This is a genomic window from Prosthecobacter gellanilyticus (assembly GCF_007992435.1).
Taxonomy (GTDB): Bacteria; Verrucomicrobiota; Verrucomicrobiia; order Verrucomicrobiales; family Verrucomicrobiaceae; genus Prosthecobacter; species Prosthecobacter gellanilyticus.
The window spans coordinates 1-22777 of sequence record NZ_BKAG01000021.1; the positions used below are offsets into that span (position 1 = coordinate 1).

The window sequence follows — 22777 nt, forward strand, 5'->3', positions numbered from 1 at the left end:
ATGCTCTAATGTTCCAAACACTCTTTGGCTTGGTCATAAGTGACCATCAGTGTCTATCAGTGGTAAAGAAACGGCTCTTTCTTGATCCGCCATCAACTACCGTTTGCGCAGCCAGACGATGCGCGTGGAGCCATAGTCGCGCTCACGCACCAGCTCCCAGCGCTCACCAAACGTGGCCGTGTTGCGTGTGACCAGTGATTCAAGGATCAGACTGCCTCCTGCTGGAATGATCTGAAGCAGACTGTCCTCCGCCGCCAGCTTCGCACTGAGGTCCACATCTCCCGGCTTATGCGCATAGGGAGGATCGGCGAAGACCAGATCGAAGGTGGAGCCTGCGGTGGCCAGTTGCGTCACCGTTTTGAAGACATCCCCCTGGCGGATCGTCGCACCTTCGAGGCGCGTCTTGGCGATGTTCTTCTTCATCACCTCACAAGCGCCGCGATCCTGGTCCACCAACAAGGCACTCGTGGCCCCACGGCTCAGACATTCCAGTCCGAGCGCACCTGAACCGGCGAAGAGATCCAGCACACGAGCTTCGCCGATGAGCTCACCGAGCATGTTGAAGACAGCCTGGCGCACCCGGTCCTGAGTGGGACGGGTGACAGACTTCGGAACCTCAAGCGGGATGCCACCCGCGCTGCCGGAGATAAGACGCATGCCTCATGTGGAGCGCGAACTCGCACCTGCGGCAACTCCGAAACATTCCAACTGGAGCCGCAACAAACAAAAGACTCAGATCCCCGGAGGAATCTGAGTCTTTGCCGAACCACTAGTCCAACCCGAATGGACCAGCGGAAAGAGTGGTCAGCGCGCCTTCTTCACCGATGCTGGAGGCGGCGGCACAGGAGTGCTCACGGCAGGTTTCGGATGTGGGGCCATTCTCTCGATCCAGCCGCCACGCTCCGCCTTGGGATTCACATGGACCAAGCGCAGGTACTCGAACTCGCCACGCATCACCGCCAACTCTGCATCATTGAGCCACACGATGGCGATGCCGGGCTCATACGGGATGAGTTTGGAGGAGACGTAGTATTTGCCGGCTTCCCCCTGCCACTGATACGGCTTCAGCTCGATGCGATAACCAATCGTGCGGCCATACCTGTCCCCCACTTCCTGCAGTTCCGCACAGGTGAACAGACGCGGTGAATCAGCCTTCCAGGCCTTTGGCGGCTCAGCGCGCTGCAGATTGTCCGGATCATGGGAGTCCCTTCGGTTGTCAGGCCCCGGAGGCCCGACACACGCGGCAAGGATGACTGCCAGCAAAGCAGCTCCGATGCGTAGAAATGAAGCATTCATGATAAGCGACTTGGGTTTTGAGATCCAGCCAGGCCTAACCAACAGGCGTGACTGGAATGAAGGGGGATGAACCCGTCAGGATTCGCCCTGTACTACGCATAGGGTGAGCGCTGCGGATGTATGGCCGGCTCAAAACCTGCCGAAGCCGAAAACGAAGAAGCCGTCACGTAAACGGTGACGGCTTCTCGCATTCTAAATGGAGATCAACTGGATCAATGCTCCTGCAGCCACTTCAGTGTGCGCGGATTGAAGTCGTTCAGGCACTCCCAGTGGAAGGCGTGACCGGCGTTGTCATAGAGATGCAGGTCCGCACCGGGAATCGCGGCGGCGACTTCCTCGCTCATCCATTTTGGTGTGAAGGTGTCGTCCTTGCCGCCGATGACGAGCGCGGGGCACTTCACGTTTTTGAGTTCGCTGATCGTATTGTGCGTGATGGCGGCGGCCGCTTGCGCTTCCGTGGCATGGAGTGGCTGTGGCGCTGGGTTGTTCGCGGCATCCTTGAGTCCCTGCTGCATGTTGTTCCAGCAGTCATCGTTATCAAACCAGGGCTTGGTGAAGATGAGCATCTGGATCCACTGCATGAAGTCTTCCGGACGCATCGTCGCCTTGGCTTTCATGAGGTGCTGCCAGGTGTAGAGACCGAAGCGGTCCTGACGCGCCCAGGTACACATGAGGATCATGCTCTTCACCTTCTGCGGATGACGCAGCGCGAGCTGCTGCGCGATGACGGAACCAAGCGAGCAACCGACCACACGTGCCTGCTTGATGCCGAGCTGGTCCATGAGTCCGGCATAGTCGTCCGCCATCATCGCGGAGGTGTAGGGACCGGCAGGCTTGTCGGTCAGGCCGACACCGCGGTTGTCACCGAGGATGCAGCGGAAATGCTTCGACCACTCAGCGGCATGTGCTTCCCAGACACCGCCGGGAGCCGTGACGCCCATGATGCAGACCAGCGGATCGCCGGTGCCGCGTTCTTCATAATACATCTGGATGCCGTTGGTGCTGACGTGGGGCATGGTGGTGGTGAGTGGAGGTTGGTTGGAAAAAAAGGCCTGAGGGCGGCTAGTGCTAACGAAGCCAGCGCGCCTTGCCAAGCGTGAATGTGCGAACAACGGATCTCTCAGCGGCTGTTTTCATTCAGCCAGGCCTGGAACATGAGCACGTCCCACAGGTAGAAGTGCCAGTTCCGCGTGCCATCCACATGCTCCTGCCATTTTTTGCCAATGGGTGCCGGATTGAAATAGCCCTCACGCTTCAGGCGTGACTCGCTGAGCAGATCCTCCGCCCAGTCACGCAGCTCGCCACGCAGCCAGTGTTCCAGAGGCACCCCGAAACCACGCTTCGGCCGGTCGATCAGGCGCTTTGGCACATGGCGATAAAGCGTCTCGCGCATGAGCCACTTGCCCTTGCCTCCGCGAACCTTCATGGAAAAAGGAATGGTCCAGGCAAACTCGATCAAGTTCGTGTCCAGCAGCGGGATGCGGCTCTCCAGGCTGACGCTCATCGCGGCACGGTCCACCTTCGTGAGAATGTCTCCTGGCAGATAGGTTTCCATGTCCAGATGCATCATGCGGTGGGTGAAGTCACTCACCCGCGGCCAGCCTGTTTGATCGGTGATGCTGCTGTCCCGGTCACGGCCGTTGATGACGAGCTGCTCAGGCTTCTTCCAGTGAGACATCAGCGTGAGATACAGGCTCTCCATGCCAGGAGCGGCCACCACCTCGGCCAGCTTGTGCAGCTTGTCCCCAAAGGGGCCATGGCGCACCCTCAGGGGCAGCACAGGACGGAACACAGCCCCCATGGCATTCAAGGAATCCGGCGAGAACATGGTGAGGGCAGAAGCCGTGAGCTTCTTCAGCGCAGGCGGCATCCAGGCGAACTTGTTCCAAAGATTGCGACCGACGAAGTAGCGCTCATAACCACCGAAGAGCTCGTCTCCCGCATCACCGCTCAGAGACACCGTGACATGCTGCCGCGCCATCTTGCTGACGAGGTAGGTGGGAATCTGCGAGTAGTCGGAGAAGGGCTCATCATACATGCCCGGCATCAGCGGGATGGTGTCCAGCGCGTTCTGGCCGGTCATGTACATCTCCGTGTGATCCGTCTTCAGATGCGCGGCCACCTCCTTGGCAAACTCCGCCTCGTTATACTCGGGCACATCAAAGCCGATGGTGAAGGTGCGCACGGGCCGCGAGCTCTGCGCCTGCATCATGGCAACGATGAGGGAGGAGTCCACACCGCCGGAAAGGAAGGCACCGATGGGCACATCCGCCACCATGCGCATGCCGACGGCTTCCTTGAGCAGAGACTCAAAGGTGTCGATCGCCTCCTTCTCAGTTCCAGCGAAGGGATGATCATACCCGTGCTCGATGACCTGGCGCAGATTCCAGTAAAGCTGCGGCACAGGCTTGTCTGAAGGTGCCTTCAGCGTGATGAGCGCTGCCGGTGGCAGCTTGTGCATGCCTTCATAGATGCACCAGGGATCCGGGATGTAGTTGAACCTCAGCAGCGCGCAGATGGCATCACGATTGATCGTGGCATCGAAGCCAGGCATGGCGCGCACGGCTTTGAGCTCGGAGGCAAAAACGAAGGTGTCTCCCTGCCAGCCATAATAGAGAGGCTTTTCACCGAGGCGGTCGCGACCCAAGGTCAGCGTGCGCTCGTCGCGATCCCACACTGCAAAGGCAAACATGCCGTTGAAGCGCTTCGTGGCCTCAAAGATGCCCCACTGGCGGAAGGCGGCCAGCATGATCTCCGTGTCCGAGTGACCGCGCCAGGTGTGCCCGTGCTTCTCGAGCTCCGCACGCAGTTGCTGGAAATTGTAGATCTCACCATTGAAGACCATGACGAAACGTCCGTCCGCGCTGGTCATGGGCTGATGGCCCAGTGGCGAGAGATCGAGAATCGACAGACGCCGATGCCCGAGCGCGATGCCATTTTCCACATCCACCCACGCTCCGCTATCATCCGGACCACGATGAACGATGGCATCCGTCATGCGGGTGACTCCGGCGGTAAGTTGGTCCAGAGAGCGTGCCCTTGGAGGGGTGAAGTAGCCAGCAATGCCGCACATGAGAAGAATAGGAAACCCTGTCAGTAATTTGTAAGGAGAGTATTGAACTCTGAAAGAACACTTTGCAGCGAAAAATGTTCTTTAATTCGCTGACATCCTTTGATGCCAAGTTCGTGACGTTGACCGGCGGGCAGACGGAGGATGTCCCGACAGGCATTGGCCAGAGCTTGAGGATCCTTCGCGGGAACGATTCGTCCAGTGTCTCCCATGACCCAGGCGGTGTCACCGATGTCCGTGGCCACCACCGGCACCGCGCTGGCCATGGCCTCACCCACGACATTCGGAAAACCCTCGCCAAAAGCTGAAGAAGACACAGCGAGATCGAGTGATGCTGTGATCTCCGGAAGATCGCTGCGTTCTCCGAGCAGTCTGACATGACTCCGCAGATCCAGTTGCTCGATGAGCTGGGTCAGCTCCGTGTTCCGATCATCGACATCCGTTCCTGCGAGCAGAAACTCAGCCCCCGGCTCGTCTTTGACGAGCAGAGCCGCCGCTGACAGAAAAGTGGGGTAGTCCTTCATGGCCGTGAACCGGCCAAAACGGCCGATGCGCGGCGGGTGGGCTGGACGAGACTCCTGGCTCGGAGAAAATCCGCTCCACTTTTCCAGATCAAAGCCGTTCGGCACGAGCTTTGTCTTCGCGGCGGGATATCCGAGGGCCTCATGCTGGCGTGCGCTCAGCTTGGAATTGTAGGTGATGACTCTGGCAAAGCGCGCCAGCCATGGAAGGGAGCGGATCACCAGGGCGCTGCCACGCTTCTCCAACGACAGATCATAGAGAGACTGCCGGATGTTCCAGATCACACGTCCCTGGCCGAGACGGAAAATCTTCACCATCACGGCGGCGAAGCAGCCATGATACATCCAGCCCATGATCACCGCAGGCCTCACGCGCCAGGCGAATTTGAACAACCGCCAAAGCGCGCCCAGCGTGGGCTTACCAGCGGGCATGTCGAGCGAGAGCACCTCCGCTCCAGCAGCACGCAAAGGCTCCACATATTTACCTCCCGAGGTGAGTGAAATCACGGTGTGTCGATGCGCGGGCAGTCCGGTGATGATCTGCGTCAGCATCATCTCCGCGCCACCGGTGCCGAGTCCCGTGGTGATCCAGAGCACACGCTTGGAGCGGTCGGAGGACTGCGGAGGAGTGCTGCCGTTGGACGTGGGAGAAACGCCAGGAGCCCCCGCGAAGGAGCCCCCTGCCCTCATGGCCTCAAAAGTCTCCGTGGCACGTTGCACCCCCTTGCGCTCCAGGGCCTCGGCGAGGCAGATCACCCCCGTGGCCTCCACCATTTTGGTCACGGTGAAGTTCTGCTGAATGCGCTGATGGTTCTTCTGGCCTAACCAAGAACGCTCACGCGGATCCAGGCTGAGGAATGCGCTCATCTTCTCCGCCAGCTCCAGATCATCCCCCGAATGAAAGACCCAGCGCGGATCATCCACCAGCCAGGCGCTGTCTCCCACATCACTGGCGATCACCGGCACGGCGCAGGCCATGGCCTCGCCGAGCACATTGGAGAAACCTTCGCCATAGGCGGAAGTGGACACCAGCGCATCAAAGGTCGGATAAACTTGCGCGAGGTCATCACGCGCAGGCTGCCACTCCACACGATCCGCCACTCCCAGCTCCTGGGCCAGCGCCTGCATGTGCGAGGTGTAGGCCGCATCACCGCTGCCGATGATGACAGCCCGGGCTTCCGGCACCCGGGCGAGGGCGCGCAGGAAGGTGGGGTGATCCTTCATGGGGTGCAGCCGGCCCACCATGGCAAAGGTGCTGCCAAAAGTCTCCCTGGTCTGCGGCCGGAAGCGTGTGTCATCAATGCCATTGGGCACGACCTCGAACTGACCTGCCGGGTAGCCCTGGCGCATGTAGTAGCCGCGTCCCGCACGTGAATTGGCAATGATGCGGTCAGCCCAGCCGGAGAGCAGGCAGTTCAGCCGGAAGCTGAGAATGCCGAGCAGGCCCCAGGTCGCCGCATCCGTTTGAGAATCCCGGATGCCCCAGACCACCCGGGGAAAGCCACACAAGGGTTTCAGGAGGAGCGCCATGAGATTCGACTCATGCAGATACCCATGAATGACATCCGGGTTAAGGCCCCGCATCACGCGGACGAGACGGAGAAAGAAACCGACGAGGTCCCAGCGGTGCTTTTTGCCAATGCAGTGAGTCTTCACCCCGGCCGCGCGCAGCTCAGCCTCAAAGGGGCCGGGATAGAAATGCACCACACTCACAGCGAAAGCGGCCTGCCCAGCCAGGGCGCGTGCGAGCGTGACCAATTGCCGCTGCGCACCGCCATGACCGAGGTCACGAATCAGGAAAGTAAGGCGCGTAGGAGGCAGCTCAGGCATCAGGCTTAACTATAATCTTCATAATCATAAGCTGGCAATAAGGGATTCCTGACCTTTCGTCATGGAGAGGCCGACGCCTAAAGCCAGAAGAGAGCCAGCCCTTCCTGGAAATCGGTTTCTCTCTTTACTCGCAGAACGAATCCCGATTAAATCCGCAAATTCTGCGGTTTTTTGCCGCCTGCCCTTATTACCCGACACCTATCATTCCAGTCATGAAAATCAGCCGATTCCGCACCGCCGTTCTGGCGCTCCTTTGCGGCACCCCGCTCCTGCACGCCGACATCTTGATGCTGAAAAACGGCACTAAAGTCGAAGGCACGATCCTGGAGCAGAACGACCAGGGCGTGAAGATGAGGTACCGCCTCACGCCCAAGATCATGGACGAGAAGATCTTCCCCATGGCTGACATTGACAAGGTGGTGAAGCAGACCCCGCAGGAAGTGGAAGTCATCGAGCTGCGCAAGCTGCTGCCGACACCGAACCTTCTCAAGGCAGATGCCTATGAGCAGATCATCCAGGACCGCCTGCGTCCGTTCGTGAACAAGTATCCCGGCACTCCGGAAGCCCAGGAAGTCGAGGCGATGATCGCCAAGTTCCAGGAGGAGAAGTCCATGGTGTCCAACGGGCAGCTCAAGCATGAGGGCCGCTGGCTCAGCCCGAAGGAATACAAGGCTGAGCAGTGGAACATCGAGGCTTATCTGATCCTTGCCAGCCTGCGGGAGAAGACCGCCAAGCAGGATTACGTGGGAGCTCTGCGTGAGTTTGACCGGATGATGATGCCAGCCCCGGCGTACAAGGGCTCCACTTACTTCGTGCAGGCCATTCCTGAGGCCATCACCGCGCTCGAGAAATGGATCACGTCCCTGGACAAGATGTCCGCCGAGCAGGCCCAGCTGGACCAGGCCCGCAAGGAAGGTCTGAAAAAGCTGCAGGAGCCCGAGCTCTCCAAGACCAAGAACGCCATCTCCGATGAGTACAACAAATGGCGTGCCGCCTATGATGCCGAGCGCCGTCAGAAGCTGCGCTGGACCGCACCTTACAAGTATGACCTGCCCAGCATCCAGACCGCCCAGAAGGAGGCCGTGCAGGAACTCACCCGTCTGCAGACGCTCAACATGGAAGAACTGCGGACTAACAATGAGATCTTCACCGCCTGCTACCGCAAGATCGGTGAAGGTGACTATCTCGGTGGTGCTGCCGCCTTTGAGCGCGCCCAGGCCCTGAATCTGCAGGTGGAGTACCGTGACATCCCCATGGACCTGCGCGCACGCCTGCTGAAGCTGCATGCCCAGCTCAGCCGTGCCGCCGCGACTGGTGCCGCCACCTCAGGCTCCACCGCCATGGGCGGTGTGGCAGCAACCGGCCAGGACAGCCGCGTGGCCCAGATCCTCGCAGAAGCAGGTGCGGCTCCTGCCGCAGCCGCCACCGGCCAGCCTGCCGCTGCTGCCACGGCGCCCGCCGCTACCACTACGACGACCACGACCACCACCGCTCCTGCAGCAGCTGTGGTCCAGCAGCCCGTGCAGCGCCCTGTGGCTCCCGTGGCCCAGCAGCCTGTCCCTCAGGCGCCCGTGCCTCCGATGCCGCTGCCAGCACCCGTTCCAGTGGTGGAGGAATCCAACACCAGCCTCTACATCATGATCGGCATGGGCGTGGTCATCGTCGGCCTGCTCCTCGCCTTCCTGAAGAAGAAGTAAGTTCTCTTTAATCGAGTCTAACAGAGCCGGAGATCTCCAAGCGAGATCTCCGGCTTTTTGTTGGTCAGCAGCTGCCGCCAGAAAGAGCGGCTTGCCATTTCGAGCGGATCGTTTAAACATCGCTCCATGTTCACGACGCACTCAAGTTTTCTTGCAGCGTGGGCGGCCGCATAACAAAGGCCGCCGGAACACTTGTGGTTAGGCATCGCGGCTAGAGCCGCTCATTAGCGACATGACCTGAGCGGTCATTGCATCGCACGCCTGCACCACCTCCCCGCACCTCCATCCAGCGTGCTTTGCGCGACGCTGTGCCCGGATGGCAGGAACCTGCACAGCGTCGTGCCCATTTTTCGACTCTTTCATGAAACTCACTCACCTCCCGCTGCGCTCGCAGCAGGGACGACTGGTCATCATGCGTCTGGAGCAGCTTCCCGCCTCCTCACGCACTCATACACACTGTGCCTGTGGTTCACAGGACAGCGGTCTGCGCATCATCACGGACGACTGCTCCTCGATGATGAACATGCCATTCGGCATCTTGAATGCTGCCTGGCAGCGTCTCGCGCATTTTGAAAGCACACCACGCATGCTGTGTGATGTGCTCATCGTGCTGCTGGCACTGCCAGCGGATGAAGGCACTCTCTCCGTGTCCTTCACGCATGGCTGGGCTGGCCGCGATGTCCGCCCATGGCTGGCAGATCGTGCCGCACGCCGGTGTCTTCTGGCTGCGCTGCAGCCGCATTGGAAAAAGACGGTCAAGATGCTCGTGAAGGACTTCCCCGAAACCCTGCCGCTCCTGGAGATTTCCTCAGCGGAAGCATCCTCTATCGACCTCGCCCACCTGCTGCTCGACGGCGAGAGAAAGCCCATGCTCGAACCTGCAGCCTCACCACGCGCTGCACGTGTCTGGCTGCCTTGGTTGCGCCAACGTGGACTCGCCTGGGATGCCGTCCTGGAATCATGGGCGGCGGCTTTAAGCGAAGGTCACGAGCCTGATCGCGAAGCCTTGGTCGCGCGAATGCTTCAAGAAGCCCGCTTCAAATGGTTCCCCCTGCTGGCACGTCAGCTCAAGGAACTGCGCCTACCTCTGATGCGTGTGCTGGTGGAAACGAAGCAGCACCTGCAACTGCCGCCGGCAGGGATGCATTCACTGCTGCAGACACTCACGCATGCGATCCCGAGATCAGCATTCGCCGCCACAGCCCTGAAGGTGATGCGCAGCCTGGAGAATGGCTGCACACCACGTTTCATCGCGAAGGCGCTGCGCTTTCACCGGCGCTGGGAGCTCGAGTTTCATCCGCTGTCACAGCCTGCGCATGATCCTTGTCTGCGGCAGATCCATCAGGCCATGAATCCCCGCATTCCAGACTGGCTGCGCTATCCTCATCAGATCTGGAAGCAGTCCACGAAGCTTCGTGATTGGAGCAGTGCCATCAGCCGTCTGTTTGCCCGGCCACTGCATCCGGACATTCAAGAATCCGTGCTGCAGCGCATGAGAGGCACTGTCATCGCTGACGGAAGGGCTGCGCCCTATTGGAGTCGCTGGCTTCAGCATTGGGACGAATTCCTCCATGAGGCTTCCCAGACTCCGCCAGCACTCATTGAACTCGCCACAGGTCTGATTGAATCACTCTGGCGCGGATACGACCACGACTCCAGAACACCTCATGACGCCGGTCATCTCATCCGCTGGCTGCGCCGCATCCGGGATTTCAAAAAAGCGCCGGGGACGCACACCTCATGCATGATCTATGCCCTGTGGAGCACGGTTGGCAGGGAGGAAGAGGAGGCGCTGCTCAACCTGCCTGAATCTGTCTGGAAACAGATGCAGCCGGCACTGATCGGCTATTCCTCATGCGACAATGCGGAGGACGGCATCAAGAGCGCAAAGGATCTGCCATCCGGTTGTCTTCTCGGCATGCTCGCCTCCTCTCCTCTGGAGTGGCTTCGCATCATGCGTCGTATTGGCGAGCTCACCGCCCGTGAGCGCGGTGAGATCTGGCAGGCCTTTCGCGAGCATCCGCTCGTGTCATGCAACCTCGCCCGCATGTCTCTTGAAGAAGCCATCGTGCTTGTGGACACCATCCAGGCCAGTCACGCAGGACTCCCAGGTGTCCCTGACAAACTGCGGACTCATGCCAAGGCCATGCCCGCGCATGTGCTGGCGCATTATCGAGGCGAGCTGCTGGGCAATGCCCAGCGCCTGCGCCTCGCGGTGCTGAAGGAGATCGCGGAGTGGTCGTTGCGCCGTCGCTTCCCTGCCCTGCAAGGGGAGATTGTGAGCACGCACACACTCCGGCTTGTGGCGGCTTCTGGAGAGCGCAACGCCAGGGCGATGCGCCAGTTGCTGCGCTCCTGCCAGGAGCAGCAGGACAAACGCTCCTGGACGCTGCAGCATCCGCGAAATCAAAGCTGGCTGCACAGGCAACCGTCAACACGCCGCGAACTGTGGATGGAGGGCTTCGTCGTCGAAAAAGAGGTGCAGGACGTCGGCGTGCTGCAGCTCGGTCCCGAAGATGATCTGCAGGCCATCCTGCGCATGGGCACAGAATTCGGCACCTGCCTCAGCGCGGGCAGCTTCAACAGCTTCTCCACCGCCGCAAACGCGCTGGATGCCAACAAGCGGGTGCTCTACGCCCGTGATGCCAAAGGCAAACCGTGGGCGCGGCAGCTGGTCGCCATCTCAGAGAGCGGGCATCTCGTCTGCTTCCCTGTCTATGCCCGCCAGCAGCATGCGCAGATGCGGGATCTCTTTGGCACCTACGATCACACGCTGGCCCACCTGCTGCGGCTGCCCCTGTGGCGCACATCGAGCTACGCGGACATCGCCCCGCTGGTCTGCAAGGACTGGTATGACGATGGCCCGTGGACACTATGAGCCTTTAGGCGCTGGCGAATGACAGGCTCTGCAGATTATTTCCACCCCATTCGCCTGCCAGAGAACGGGGGTGACGTGCGTTTGCTCAACCAGCTTTATGTCCTACCCAGCCCTGACCTCACGCCGCCGCTTCCTGCAGACCGCCAGCGCCAGCCTTTTCGCCGCCCCCTTCGTCACCACCGGCCTGCGCGCCGCCTCGCCGAATGGCAAGCTTCGTCACGCCGCCTTTGGCGCGGCGGGCATGTCCTGGTCGGACATCACCTCCATGGCCAACCACGACATGTGGGAGCTCACCGCCGTGTGTGATGTGGACACGCGCAACTTCGCCAAGGTGAAGGAGAAATGGCCTAACGTGAAATGTTACCAAGACTGGCGCGAGCTTCTGGAGAAGGAGGCTGGCAACATCGACAGCGTCAATGTCTCCACCCCTGACCACATGCACGGCCCCATCGGCATGAAGGCCCTGGAGCTGGGCAAGCACGTGTATGGCCAGAAGCCGCTGGCGCAGAACCTCTACGAATGCCGCCAGCTCATGCTGAAAGCTCGTGAGAAGGGTGTGATGACCCAGATGGGCATCCAGATCTCCTCGGACTTCACGGAGCGCTTCGCCGTGGACTACATCCACTCCGGCGCCATCGGCAAGGTCAAGGAGGTGCACACCTTTTCTAACAAGAAGTGGGGAGACATGGAGCCCGTGCCGGAGAAGAGTGATCCCATCCCGGAAGGCTTCGACTGGAACCTCTGGCTGGGCACCGCCAGTGACCGCCCCTACATCAAGGGCTACTATCACCCGAGCAACTGGCGCAAGCGCCGCGACTTCGGCACCGGCACCCTTGGCGACATGGGCTGCCACATGTTCAGCGGCTGGTTCCGCAGCCTCGATCTCGCCGCGCCGATCGCGGTGAAGTCCACCGGCCCCACACCGCCGAACTCCACGAACTGGGCCATCAATGCGATTGTCGAGTACACCTTTAAAGGCACGCAATACACCGCTGGCGATGAGGTAAAGGTCACCTGGTATGATGGCGATGCGCGTCCACCAGCTGAAGTCATGGCACTGGCGGATCCTGCCAAGTTCCCCGGCCAGGGCAGCATCTACATCGGTACCGATGGTGTGCTTCTGCATCCGCATGGCAGCACGCCGATCCTGTACCCCCGGGAAAAATTCAAAGATAAGCGGCCCGCCAAGCTGGAGCCGCGCAATCACTGGTTCGACTTCATCGACTGCTGCCTCAAAGGCGGCTCCACGAAGCCCACGGCGAACTTCGACTACGCCGGCCCACTCACGGAAGCCGTGCTGCTCGGCTGCCTGGCCAGCCCCTTCCCCGGTGAAAAACTGATCTGGGATGCCCCAGGTCTGAAGATCACCAACAACGAGGCCGCCAATGCTCTCGTGAAGCGCCAGTATCGCGCAGGCTGGGAGATGTAATCTGCGGTCCATGTCACGCTCCCTGCTCAAAGACCTCGTCCACGGCTCCCTCGGGTTTGCCGTGGTCGGTGTCGCAGCATTTGCCGTCTGGGCTTTTGGATCCGGCTGGTTCCGAAACCTGGGCGGCGAGCTGGGCATGTATGCGGCCATCGCCATCGTCTTCATCGGCCTGTCCGGAGTCATTCTCGGCCCGCTGGCCGGTGGCATGGGCAGGTTTTACAAAGCCTTTCTTCCCGCCTTCCTTGTCTACTCCGTGGTCTGGTGCCTGGCCTGGTTTGGCCTCAAAGGCCGCCTTGGCGAGTGGGTGGGTGCCTTTGCCGGCTGCATGTGCTTTAGCTGGATCGCCCTCAAAATGCTGGGAAACACGTGGGGCTGGCTGGTAAGTGCCCTGGGACTTTTCGTGCTGCACACCGCTGGTTACTTCGCGGGAGACTGGGCCATGTATGACGTTCTGGTGCCCAAAGCCCGGGCTCTGGGCAAGGGCCACCCGGATTTTCAGAACTACATCACCCTCGCGAAGCTCTCCTGGGGCCTTTTTTACGGCCTCGGCTTCGGGGCGGGCCTCGGCTGGCTGTTTCACCGGGCAAACACACCGCCCCGAGTTTCCGGCTCCCTCCGCCTCCATTAGGCGGTTCCAAAGCCGCCAGGGTGATTGAACCCATTCTCACCGTTTGCCATGACGGAAATTTCCGCTAAGCCTCACCCTTCCACCCATGGCCCTCGCAAAGATCACCCAAGTTTCCGGCACTGCCGTTCACGTCACAGGTTCTGACATCGACACCGACCGTATCATCCCCGCACGCTTCATGAAGTGCGTGACCTTTGACGGCCTCGGCGAATTCGCCTTCTACGACGTGCGTTTCGACAAGGACGGCAAGCCCACCGGTCATCCTCTGGATGAACCCCGCTTCAAAGGTGCCTCCATCCTGCTTTCCGGCACGAACTTCGGCTGCGGCAGCTCCCGTGAGCACGCCCCGCAGGCTCTCTACCGCTTCGGTTTCCGCGCCGTGATCGCCCAGAGCTTCGCCGAGATCTTCTTCGGCAACTGCACCACGCTCGGCATCCCTTGTGTGATCGCTACCGCAGAAGACATCGCCAAGCTCGCCGCTGCGGTGGACGCTGATCCCAAGCTCGAAGTCGTTGTCGATGTGGCGAACAAGCAGGTGCGTTTCGGTAGCGAAAGCTTCGCCGTCACGATTGCAAACACCGCGCATGATGCGCTGGTCTCCGGCAAGTGGGATCCGATCGGCGAGCTGCTCGAGGCCAAGGATGCCATCCAAGGCCGCATGGAAGCCCTCGGTTTCGCCAAAGCCTGAGTTCATTTTAATCTCACCTCACCTTCCCTTCCCGCCATGAGCCTCGTTCCCGATCATCTTCGTTACCGCGACAGTCACGAGTGGGTGGATGCCTCCCAGGCCATCTCCCCGGTCGGCATCACTGACCACGCCCAGGCTGAACTCACGGATGTGGTCTTCGTCGATCCGCCGAAGCTCGGTCCGGTGAAGGCAGGCCAGCAGGTCTGCGTCATCGAGTCCGTCAAAGCCGCGAGTGACATCTACACTCCGGTCAGCGGCGAGATCGTGGAGGTGAATGCCGAACTCAGCGCCAACCCAGGTCTCATCAACACCGACCCTTACGGCGCCGGCTGGATCTACAAGATCAAGCTCTCTGATGCCGGTGAAGCCAGCAGCCTCAAGGATGCCGCGGCTTACAAGGCGCTGATTGGCTAAGTCCTGATGTAGAGGCATGCGTGAGCATGCCCTCTTCGAAGTGCGCAGACCTCACGTGCCCGCGAAGGAAGACTCACGTCTTCCTCTACGACACACTCACGTCTTCCTCTACGATGAGCGGTCCTTCTTGCGATAAGCCTGCGCGAGCAATGTCACAGGCTGCGTGACATTCACACCCTTCCCTTTCAAGCCATTCGCGAGCTGCAGATGGCAGCCAGGGTTCGAGGTGGCGACACAGGTGGTCTTGGTGGATTCGATGTGCCCCACCTTGCGCTTCAGCAGTTTCGCCGACTGCTCAGGTTGCGTGATGTTATAAATGCCGGCGCTGCCGCAGCACCAGTTGCTCTCAGGCAGTTCCTTCAAGGTGAGACCAGGAATGGCCTGCAACACCTGGCGTGGCTGAGAGGTGACTTTCTGACCATGGCAAAGGTGGCAGCTTTCGTGGTAAGTCACCTCGCTCAATTCAACTCCATGCTCAGGCTTGCGGATGCCGATCTGCGCCAGCCATTCGTGGATGTCCTTCACCTTGCGATCCCACTGACGTCCCTTCGCGGCATAGAAAGGATCTTCGTGCAGGAGATGGCCATACTGCTTCAGATGCGAGCCGCAGCCGCCAGCATTCGTGATGATGGCATCGAGATGATCGAGATCAAAGCTGTCGATCTGACGACGTGCCAGCTCGCGAGCCAGCTCAAGCTCACCATTGTGCGCATGCAGAGAGCCGCAGCAGGACTGCGCACGCGGCGTGATGACCTCACAGTCATTCGCCAGCAGCACATCTGCGGTGTCACGGTTGATGTTTGAAAATGCCAAATCCTGCACGCAGCCAGTGAGCAGCCCGACACGATAGCGCGGCTTCTCCAGCGGTGTGGGAGATTCGACCGGAGCGATGAGCGAGTCGGAAAAAGCATCAGCGACTTTCGGGGTCTGCGGTTCCAGATCACGGAGATGCTTCGGCAGCAGGCCAAAGAACTTCACACGGCGCATGAAGCGATCACCACCCGTCTTTTGCCAGAGCCGCAATCCCCAGCCGGTGAGGCGCAGCAGACGTGGATGCATGAAGAGAACGTTCAGCGTCAACCATCTCCAGAAATCACGCTCGGGCGTCTGCGCCACGGCACTGCGCTCGATCTCACCACGCGCTGTTTCAAAGAGTTCCGCATAGTTCACTCCCGCCGGGCAGGCCGTCTGGCAGGCGAGGCAGCCGAGGCAGTAGTACATCTCGTCCGCGAACTCGCGTGTGACCTCCAGCTCGCCATCTGCCACGCTGCGCATGAGGGAGATGCGGCCGCGGGGGCTGTTGCGCTCGCGCTTAGTCTCCACGTAGGTCGGGCAGGTGGGCAGGCACATTCCGCAGTGCATGCATTGCTGGAGGACGGAGTAGTCGAGAGACTGGAGAAGATTCATTCGGCAGGTGGAGGGGAAGAATAGACGGCTGGAAAGAAAGTCATCTCTCAGTTGATAAGAGTGCATCCACGCTTGCGGCAACCACTGGCCCCATCCAAAGTGCCCGAATGCGAACGCTGGCGATCGGCGACATACACGGCTGCTCCACGGCCCTGCGCACGTTGCTCGACATCGTGCAGCCAGGGCCGGACGATGTTCTGGTCACGCTTGGAGACTACGTAGACCGTGGTCCGGATTCCAAGGGCGTGCTGGACACACTGATCTCTTTGGAAAAGAGCACACAACTCAAGCCCATCATCGGCAATCACGAGATCCTGTTTCTGGAGGCGCTGAACCAGCGCATTGATCCCGAAGGCTGGCTGCGTGTCGGTGGCAAGGAGACGATCGAGTCCTACTCCCCCGGCATTCAGACTCTGGCCTGGAACGTGGTACCAGCCGCGCACGTCGACTTCCTTTCCCAGCGCTGCCTGCGCTACTATGAGGACAAGGCCAACCTGTTCGTGCATGCGAACGCGAACGCTTACTTCAGCCTCGCCGATCAAAGTGACGACTGGCTTTTCTGGACACGCTTTGATGATGTGTATCCACACACCTCCGGCAAGCGCATCATCTGCGGGCACACCGCCCAGAAGACCGGGCTGCCCAATCTGAAATCCTATGCCATCTGCCTGGACACCTGGGCTTATGGCCAGGGCTGGTTGACCTGCATGGATGTGGAGGCCGAGACCTTTGTGCAGGTGAATAACGCGGGTGCTGTCCGCCACACCTCCATCCGGGAACTCACGGAGCCGCCGACCGCGAACACGATCCGCATCCCGCTGCCGAAAACCTAAGGCCGGGGCGAGGATGTCGGAAACGACTCCGGAGAGGGAGCATTCCGTAACGGGGATTTTTCAGGCTTGTCAGGCGGGCGCACGAATCGCTAGCCTCCGCGCGTTCACGTCAACCTATCCTCAGAACATCCAACCCATGAAACTGACCCTCAGTCTGCTCACTCTCACCGCGCTGCTTTCTGGCGCGACTCTCCGGGCCGAAGACAAAGTCGCCCAGCCCGGTGGCAAGCTCCCCGGCAATGTCTCCATCAGTCTCGTCAAAGTCGCTGATGATCTCGTCGATCCCGTCAGCGTGGCGGCACCGAATGATGGCAGTGGACGCATCTTTGTCATTGAGCGTCCCGGTGTGATCCAGGTGATCAAGGATGGGAAGAAGAACAAGCGCCCCTTCCTCGACCTCAAGGACAAGACCATCTCCTCCTTCCTGGAGCTCGGCATGTTCAGCATGGCCTTTCATCCGGACTTCAAGAGCAACGGCAAGGTCTACATCGCCTATGCCGACCTGTGGTTCAACGGCGCCACGATGATCGCCGAATACACGGTGAGCAAAAGCAATCCGGACCAGCTCGATCCCGAAAGCGTGAAGATCCTCATGCAGATCGACTTCCCGTACTGCAACCATCATGGCGGTCAGATCGCCTTCGGTCCCGATGGTTATCTCTACATCGGGGTGGGTGACGGCGGCTGGGAAGGTGACGTGATCAATGCCGGCCAGGACCTCCACACGCTGCTCGGCAAGATGCTGCGCATCGACGTGAACAAATCCTCCGGTGACCGCGCCTATGACATTCCGAAGGACAATCCCTTCATCACCCCGCTGCAGCAGATGGTGCTCTTCGGCGTGAGCGAGGAAGCCTTCTCCAAGGTGCATCCGAAGGCCAAGCCCGAGATCTGGGCCTACGGTCTGCGTAATCCGTGGACCTTCAGCTTCGACTCGAAGACCGGTGACATGTACGTCGCTGACATCGGCCAGAACCACTGGGAAGAGATCAACATGCAGCCTGCCAGCAGCAAGGGCGGCGAGAACTATGGCTGGAAGTTCATGTGTGGCAGCCATCCCTTCCCGATGAAGCTGAAGAAGAATGCAGACGGCACCGAGACCGCTTCCGATCCCGAGAACTATCCGAAGGTGGGCGTGCTGCCCATCGGCGAATACAGCCACGTGAACCAGGGCATCTGCGTGATCAACCTCGGCGTCTCCCGCAACAAAGACTACCCTGAGCTCGATGGCGTGTACTTCTGCGCTGACTGGGGCAGCGGCAAGGTCTGGGGCATGAAGCAGGACGACGGCAAATGGCAGATGCAGGAACTTGTCGACCTCGCGGATGGCATTCGCCCGACCGGCAGCGGCATCGGCCCGGATGGCAGCATCTACCTGACCCACGCCACCGCCAACTACGGCGGCCCCGTGGACCCCTACACCAGCGAGCGCGGCGCGGTCTGGAAAGTCGTCCCGACCAGCAAAGTCCCCGCCGGTGCCGCCACGGCACCTGTGGCCGGGAAGTGAGTCACTGAAACTCGATCCTCAAGCGGAGCATCCCAAGCGGGTGCTCCGCTTTTTTTGTGGGGGGATAACCACGCAGAAAGGCAGCGGTTCCCCTGGAAACTTAGTGCCCCGGTAGGACCCAACCAAAATCCTACCGGGGCTTTAAGTGACCGGGCTGTCCCCAACCATGAAGTGACAGTCCAGCTCGTTGTAGTGAAGCTCGCGCTTCAAGACCTTTACTCAGCAGCTAGCAGGCCAAGTCAGGCGGCAAAATCGCCCCAAAAAAAGATTTTGCAGAGGCCTAACCAGTCGCGCAGCGCAGGCTGATTTCCTTGCATAATGCAGGGGTGGTTGGGCTTGTGAATCCCCGCCCTCAGCCTGTGGAGCTGCGTGGTGTAGAGGCAGGCGTCAGCATGCCTTCTGGGAAGGTTCGATGATCCTTCGTGCACCAGAAGGAAGACTGACGTCTTTCTCTACAACAACCCAAGCCGAACCAAAAGTGTGTTATCACTTCGAGGCAGGCACCAGCCAGAGGCCGAGGAGATGCATGAGGTTGTCCTTCACGAGGGTGGTGGCGGTCAGGGTGAGGGTGCTGGTGCCGTCCGTGATCTTCAGCGTGCCGAGGTTTTTCTCCTGCGGGCCTTTGGAGGTGGTGTCGATCTGGCTGGTGAGATGAAACTTCGCCTCCTTCACTTCCAGCAAGCCTCCATCCAGGGCACCACAGCGATGCTTGATGTAGATCTCATAACCACCGGGCGGCAGCGCAGGCAGCTTCCAGGTGGCGGAAGAGCCGGGCTTGCTCCAGCCAGTGAGTTCACCGCCTTCACGGCGCACATCACTGAGCTTGGCCTGCTCCAGCGGCAGGGTGATGCGGTCCGGCAGGGCGCTGGCCTTCAGGCTCTGCTCACGCGTCTGCAGGAGCAGCAGTTCCTTGTCCAGACGCTCCAGTTCATCCTCCACCGCGCGGCGCTCGTTGCGTGCGGCGATGGCACCGGCGTAGTCACGGGCCTCGGCGCGCTTCTTTTCCACATCGCTCAATTCCAGCAGATGCTTCTTCAGCGGAGCCAGGCTGGCCTCGATCATAGAGCGCTGAAAGCGCAGCCGGGCCAGTTCCAGTCCATTCTCCAGGGGAGCATCGGCAGCATGCCCTGCCCCGCTGGCAATCATGCAGGCCAGGAGAGCGATGCGGAAGATGGAGCGGATGAATTTCAAAGGAATTCGGAGGGCCGGATGCTACCCACCACCACACTTCGGACAAGATTTTCCTGTCCGAAAGAGCAGTCTTCCCGACTCGTAAGTTTCAACCCACCTCTTTTCATGCTCCGCTCTTTCTTCCTCCTGACGCTCGCCCTCGCCCTGTCTGCCTCCGCTGCTGACTGGAAAATCACCACCTTTGCAGGCACCGGCGAGAAAGGCGGCTCTGGAGATGGCGGCCCCGCCACGAAGGCGCAGATCGACAATCCCTTTGGCCTCACGCGGGGTCCCGATGGCGCACTGTACTTCTGCGAGTACACCGGTCAGCGCATCCGCAAGGTCACGCCAGACGGCATCATCCATACCGTGGCGGGCTCCGGCCAGAAAGGCTACAGCGGTGACGGCGGCCCTGCCCTGCAGGCCACCTTCAATCTGCCGCATGAGCTGCGCTTCGATGCCGCAGGTGATCTCTACATCGTAGACATGACGAATCACGCGGTCCGCAAGGTGGCCATGAAGACCGGCATCATCACCACGATCGCCGGCAATGGCAAACCGGGCTACGCGGGCGATGGCGGCCCAGCGGCACAGGCGCAGTTCAAGCAGCCGCACAGCATCCAGTTTGGTCCGGATGGCTCACTCTACATCTGTGACATCGGCAACAATGTCATCCGCCGCATCGACATGAAGACGGGCCTCATCAGCACCTTCGCAGGCACGGGCAAACCGGGAGCTACTCCCGATGGAGCGCCCATCAGTGGCACGCCGTTGAAGGGGCCGCGCTCTCTGGATTTCGACAAGGCGGGTAATCTCTGGCTCTGCCTGCGTGAAGGCAATCAGGTCTTCAAGTTCGATCTCGCGGCGAACAAGATCCATCATGTGGCTGGCACGGGCCAGAAAGGGCTCACAGGCAATGATGGCCCGGCCAAAGAAGCCACGCTGAGCGGCCCCAAAGGCATCGCCATTGATGCCGAAGGCAATGCCTGGCTGGCCGACTGCGAGAGCCACACGATCCGCATGGTCGAGGCAAAGACAGGCAAGATCCACCTCATCGCCGGTGACGGCACGAAGGGTAATGGTGGCGACGGGGATCCGCTGAAATGCCAGATGGCACGCCCGCACGGTGTGTTTGTGGACAGCGATGGCGCGATCTACATCGGCGACAGCGAAGCCCACAAGGTGCGTGTGTTGCGGAAGTAAAAGGATCAAGATCTGCGCGAAGCGTTAACGTCGTCGCTTGGAGAGAGGTGATCACTCACTTCGTCAGAAAGCGCCAGAGGACAGGCGCAATCCAGGACGCTGCCGCGTTTCACCAGAAGCCGCGCACGATCGAATCCAAGGAAGGCCGGCTAGCGAGCGGATTGCGAACCAAGGCAACCGCTCACGCACGACGAGACGATTCACAGGAAATGCGCTCTCTCGCCGGTCCTCCATGAATCGAATCTTCCATCGAGCTTTCGCGCCGGTCGATATCTCTTGGCTTGTGTTCTTCCGCATCGTCTTCGGATGCGCCATGCTCGTCGAAGTGATCCGGTTCTTCGCGCATGGCTGGATCGATATCTTCAACGCGTCAGACTTCCGGTTCGGCTACTATGCTTTTGAATGGGTGAGGCCGTGGCCTGATCCGGGCATGCACATTCATTTCGCCGTCCTCGGTGTCGCCGCAGCATGTCTGGCGGCTGGCTTTTGCTATCGCGTCGCGGCCATCATCTTTTTCATCGGCTTCACGCATGTGTTCCTGCTGGATGAGACGCGTTACCTCAATCACTTCTACCTCATCGGCCTCATCAGCTTTTTGCTGATCTTCCTGCCCGCAAATCGTGCTTGCTCTGTCGATGCCTGGCTGCGTCCCGCGATTCGATCACACGTCACTCCTGCGTGGACGCTGTGGTTGATGCGTGCGCAGATCGGCATTCCCTACTTGTTCGGCGGCATCGCCAAGCTCTCCTCTGACTGGCTGCACGGTGAACCGATGCGCCTTTGGCTTTCCGAACGTGCTCACATGCCGATCATCGGCCCGCATGTGCAGGAGGAGTGGCTGGTGTACTTCTTCGTCATCGGCGGGCTGCTGCTAGATCTCTTCATTGTTCCCTGCTTGCTCTGGCGCCGCACGCGTGCCCTCGCTTTCTGTGCTGCCGCGTCATTCCATCTCCTGAACTCCCAGCTCTTCCGCATCGGCATCTTTCCTTGGCTCATGCTCGGTGCCACGTACATCTTCTTTCCGCCAGATGCTTTCCGGCGCCTGCTTTCGAAGATCGGGATCACCACAACTGGCGATGCCACGCCTTGGTGGCGCCCCCGCAGGGCCGTCGCCTCTGTCGTCACCCTCTATCTGGCGTTCCAGGTCTTGATGCCTTTTCGCCATTTCCTCTACCCCGGAGATGTGCACTGGACGGAGGAGGGCCACCGCTTCTCCTGGCACATGAAGCTGCGCACGAAGTCAGGTGACGCGCTCTTTGATCTTGTTTCGCCGTCAACAGGCCGAACCTGGGTCGTGGATCCCCTGATGCACCTGAGTGACACGGCCTATGAAAAAATGGCCACGCATCCAGACATGATCCTGCAATACAGCCACTTTCTCGCCGAACAAAAAAGACGGGAAGGATTCCCGGACATTGAAGTTCGCGCAAGGACGATGGTCTCGCTCAATGGGCGCCCACCCCGACCGCTCATTGATCCCCAGGTGAATCTGGCGCGGGAGCACCGCACCCTCTCCCGCAGTTCCTGGATTCTCCCGCTCAACGAACCCCTGGCACGTCCCGCGATTCGTCCTCCTGAAGACGCCCGACATTATGTGTTGAGTGGTACGGAGTAGCGTCGCTCAAGCCCGCAACATAAGGGCGAGACCTTAGTTTGGCATGGTGGAGGGCGCGGCATCGCACTGCCAGCCGATCCAACGAATGCAAAGTTGAACCACAACAAAAACACCAAACAAACTATGAAAACCCTCCTACTCCTCGCCGCTGTTATCGGCATGTTTAGCGCATCGCTGGCCTCGGCACAAACCGTCACCACGGTTTCGGCTCGTGGCACCGTCTCTGCCTATGATCCGTCAGGCCAGCTCGTTGTGACCGAGGCCAGCGGCCCCGTGACCTACCACTACGGCCCTAGCGTCGTCTACAGAACTAGCAGCGGGGTCGTGATCCCTGAAGCTGAATACCGCACCCGCTTCGTGGCAGGCGCGCCAGTCCGCGTGCACTACGTCCAGCAGGGTGAGCGCCGCGTGGTCCAGCGTGTCGTCCTCCGTGATCGCGGTGACAAGGACGATGACGATGACGACAATTGAGCCGCCTATAACAGGCCATCACGGCGCGGCTTGGCTTTGAGCACCAACGCGCTTTGAAAAAATCAGAAGCCATTGGGAAACCCCCAATGGCTTTTTGTTTGCAAGGCTGAGACCGGAGCA

The 22777-nt window shown here is 60.2% G+C and carries 18 protein-coding genes; 11 read left to right on the forward strand and 7 right to left on the reverse strand.

Annotated elements, in window-relative coordinates; translation table 11 throughout:
* Positions 1–96: 96 nt before the first annotated feature.
* The 5 genes from rsmD to BGE01nite_RS15210 form a co-directional block, all read right to left on the reverse strand.
* A complete protein-coding gene (rsmD, locus tag BGE01nite_RS15190) occupies positions 97–657 on the reverse strand; it encodes a 16S rRNA (guanine(966)-N(2))-methyltransferase RsmD (RefSeq protein ID WP_218032999.1) in 561 nt (186 codons plus the stop codon).
* A 147-nt stretch (positions 658–804) separates the two neighbouring features.
* Positions 805–1296 (reverse strand): hypothetical protein, encoded by a 492-nt coding sequence (locus BGE01nite_RS15195; protein ID WP_146851336.1) that lies wholly within the window; start codon positions 1294–1296, stop codon positions 805–807.
* 212 nt (positions 1297–1508) lie between these two features.
* Positions 1509–2312 (reverse strand): alpha/beta fold hydrolase, encoded by an 804-nt coding sequence (locus tag BGE01nite_RS15200; protein ID WP_146851337.1) that lies wholly within the window; start codon positions 2310–2312, stop codon positions 1509–1511.
* 104 nt (positions 2313–2416) lie between these two features.
* On the reverse strand, positions 2417–4369 hold the full coding sequence (asnB, locus tag BGE01nite_RS15205) for an asparagine synthase (glutamine-hydrolyzing) (RefSeq protein WP_146851338.1): 1953 nt from the start codon (positions 4367–4369) through the stop codon (positions 2417–2419).
* A gap of 20 nt (positions 4370–4389) precedes the next feature.
* On the reverse strand, positions 4390–6717 hold the full coding sequence (locus BGE01nite_RS15210; RefSeq protein ID WP_146851339.1) for a glycosyltransferase: 2328 nt from the start codon (positions 6715–6717) through the stop codon (positions 4390–4392).
* Positions 6718–6929: 212 nt separating this feature from the next.
* Here BGE01nite_RS15210 and BGE01nite_RS15215 point away from each other — a divergent pair, with 212 nt between their 5' ends.
* The 6 genes from BGE01nite_RS15215 to gcvH all read left to right on the forward strand — a co-directional run bounded on the left by BGE01nite_RS15215 (position 6930) and on the right by gcvH (position 14451).
* On the forward strand, positions 6930–8414 hold the full coding sequence (locus tag BGE01nite_RS15215; RefSeq protein WP_146851340.1) for a PTPDL family protein: 1485 nt from the start codon (positions 6930–6932) through the stop codon (positions 8412–8414).
* A gap of 361 nt (positions 8415–8775) precedes the next feature.
* Complete coding sequence (locus BGE01nite_RS15220; RefSeq protein ID WP_146851341.1) at positions 8776–11292, forward strand: hypothetical protein; 2517 nt, start codon at positions 8776–8778, stop codon at positions 11290–11292.
* 97 nt (positions 11293–11389) lie between these two features.
* Positions 11390–12721, forward strand: coding sequence for a Gfo/Idh/MocA family protein (locus BGE01nite_RS15225; protein WP_146851342.1), 1332 nt, complete (start codon positions 11390–11392; stop codon positions 12719–12721).
* Positions 12722–12731: 10 nt separating this feature from the next.
* Complete coding sequence (locus BGE01nite_RS15230; RefSeq protein WP_146851343.1) at positions 12732–13349, forward strand: hypothetical protein; 618 nt, start codon at positions 12732–12734, stop codon at positions 13347–13349.
* An 85-nt stretch (positions 13350–13434) separates the two neighbouring features.
* Positions 13435–14037 (forward strand): 3-isopropylmalate dehydratase small subunit, encoded by a 603-nt coding sequence (leuD, locus tag BGE01nite_RS15235; RefSeq protein WP_146851344.1) that lies wholly within the window; start codon positions 13435–13437, stop codon positions 14035–14037.
* 36 nt (positions 14038–14073) lie between these two features.
* Entirely contained in the window at positions 14074–14451 is a 378-nt protein-coding gene (gene gcvH, locus BGE01nite_RS15240; RefSeq protein ID WP_146851345.1) for a glycine cleavage system protein GcvH, read from the forward strand.
* A 108-nt stretch (positions 14452–14559) separates the two neighbouring features.
* Here the strand turns inward: gcvH and BGE01nite_RS15245 are convergent, their stop codons facing one another.
* Positions 14560–15858, reverse strand: a complete 1299-nt coding sequence (locus tag BGE01nite_RS15245; protein ID WP_146851346.1) for a (Fe-S)-binding protein — start codon at positions 15856–15858, stop codon at positions 14560–14562.
* Positions 15859–15965: 107 nt separating this feature from the next.
* Here BGE01nite_RS15245 and BGE01nite_RS15250 point away from each other — a divergent pair, with 107 nt between their 5' ends.
* On the forward strand, positions 15966–16691 hold the full coding sequence (locus tag BGE01nite_RS15250; protein ID WP_146851347.1) for a metallophosphoesterase family protein: 726 nt from the start codon (positions 15966–15968) through the stop codon (positions 16689–16691).
* Between the two features lie 136 nt (positions 16692–16827).
* The gene (locus BGE01nite_RS15255; protein ID WP_146851348.1) at positions 16828–18198 is read left to right on the forward strand and encodes a PQQ-dependent sugar dehydrogenase; all 1371 of its coding nucleotides are present in this window, start codon (positions 16828–16830) and stop codon (positions 18196–18198) included.
* 486 nt (positions 18199–18684) lie between these two features.
* Here BGE01nite_RS15255 and BGE01nite_RS15260 read toward each other — a convergent pair whose 3' ends face one another.
* Complete coding sequence (locus BGE01nite_RS15260) at positions 18685–19389, reverse strand: hypothetical protein (RefSeq protein ID WP_146851349.1); 705 nt, start codon at positions 19387–19389, stop codon at positions 18685–18687.
* Positions 19390–19494: 105 nt separating this feature from the next.
* Here BGE01nite_RS15260 and BGE01nite_RS15265 point away from each other — a divergent pair, with 105 nt between their 5' ends.
* The 3 genes from BGE01nite_RS15265 (at position 19495) to BGE01nite_RS15275 (ending at position 22657) form a co-directional block, all read left to right on the forward strand.
* Positions 19495–20571: an NHL domain-containing protein gene (locus BGE01nite_RS15265; RefSeq protein ID WP_146851350.1), complete on the forward strand. Its 1077-nt coding sequence runs from the start codon at positions 19495–19497 to the stop codon at positions 20569–20571.
* Positions 20572–20803: 232 nt separating this feature from the next.
* Positions 20804–22186, forward strand: coding sequence for an HTTM domain-containing protein (locus BGE01nite_RS15270; protein WP_146851351.1), 1383 nt, complete (start codon positions 20804–20806; stop codon positions 22184–22186).
* A 123-nt stretch (positions 22187–22309) separates the two neighbouring features.
* On the forward strand, positions 22310–22657 hold the full coding sequence (locus BGE01nite_RS15275; protein ID WP_146851352.1) for a hypothetical protein: 348 nt from the start codon (positions 22310–22312) through the stop codon (positions 22655–22657).
* Positions 22658–22777: the final 120 nt, after the last annotated feature.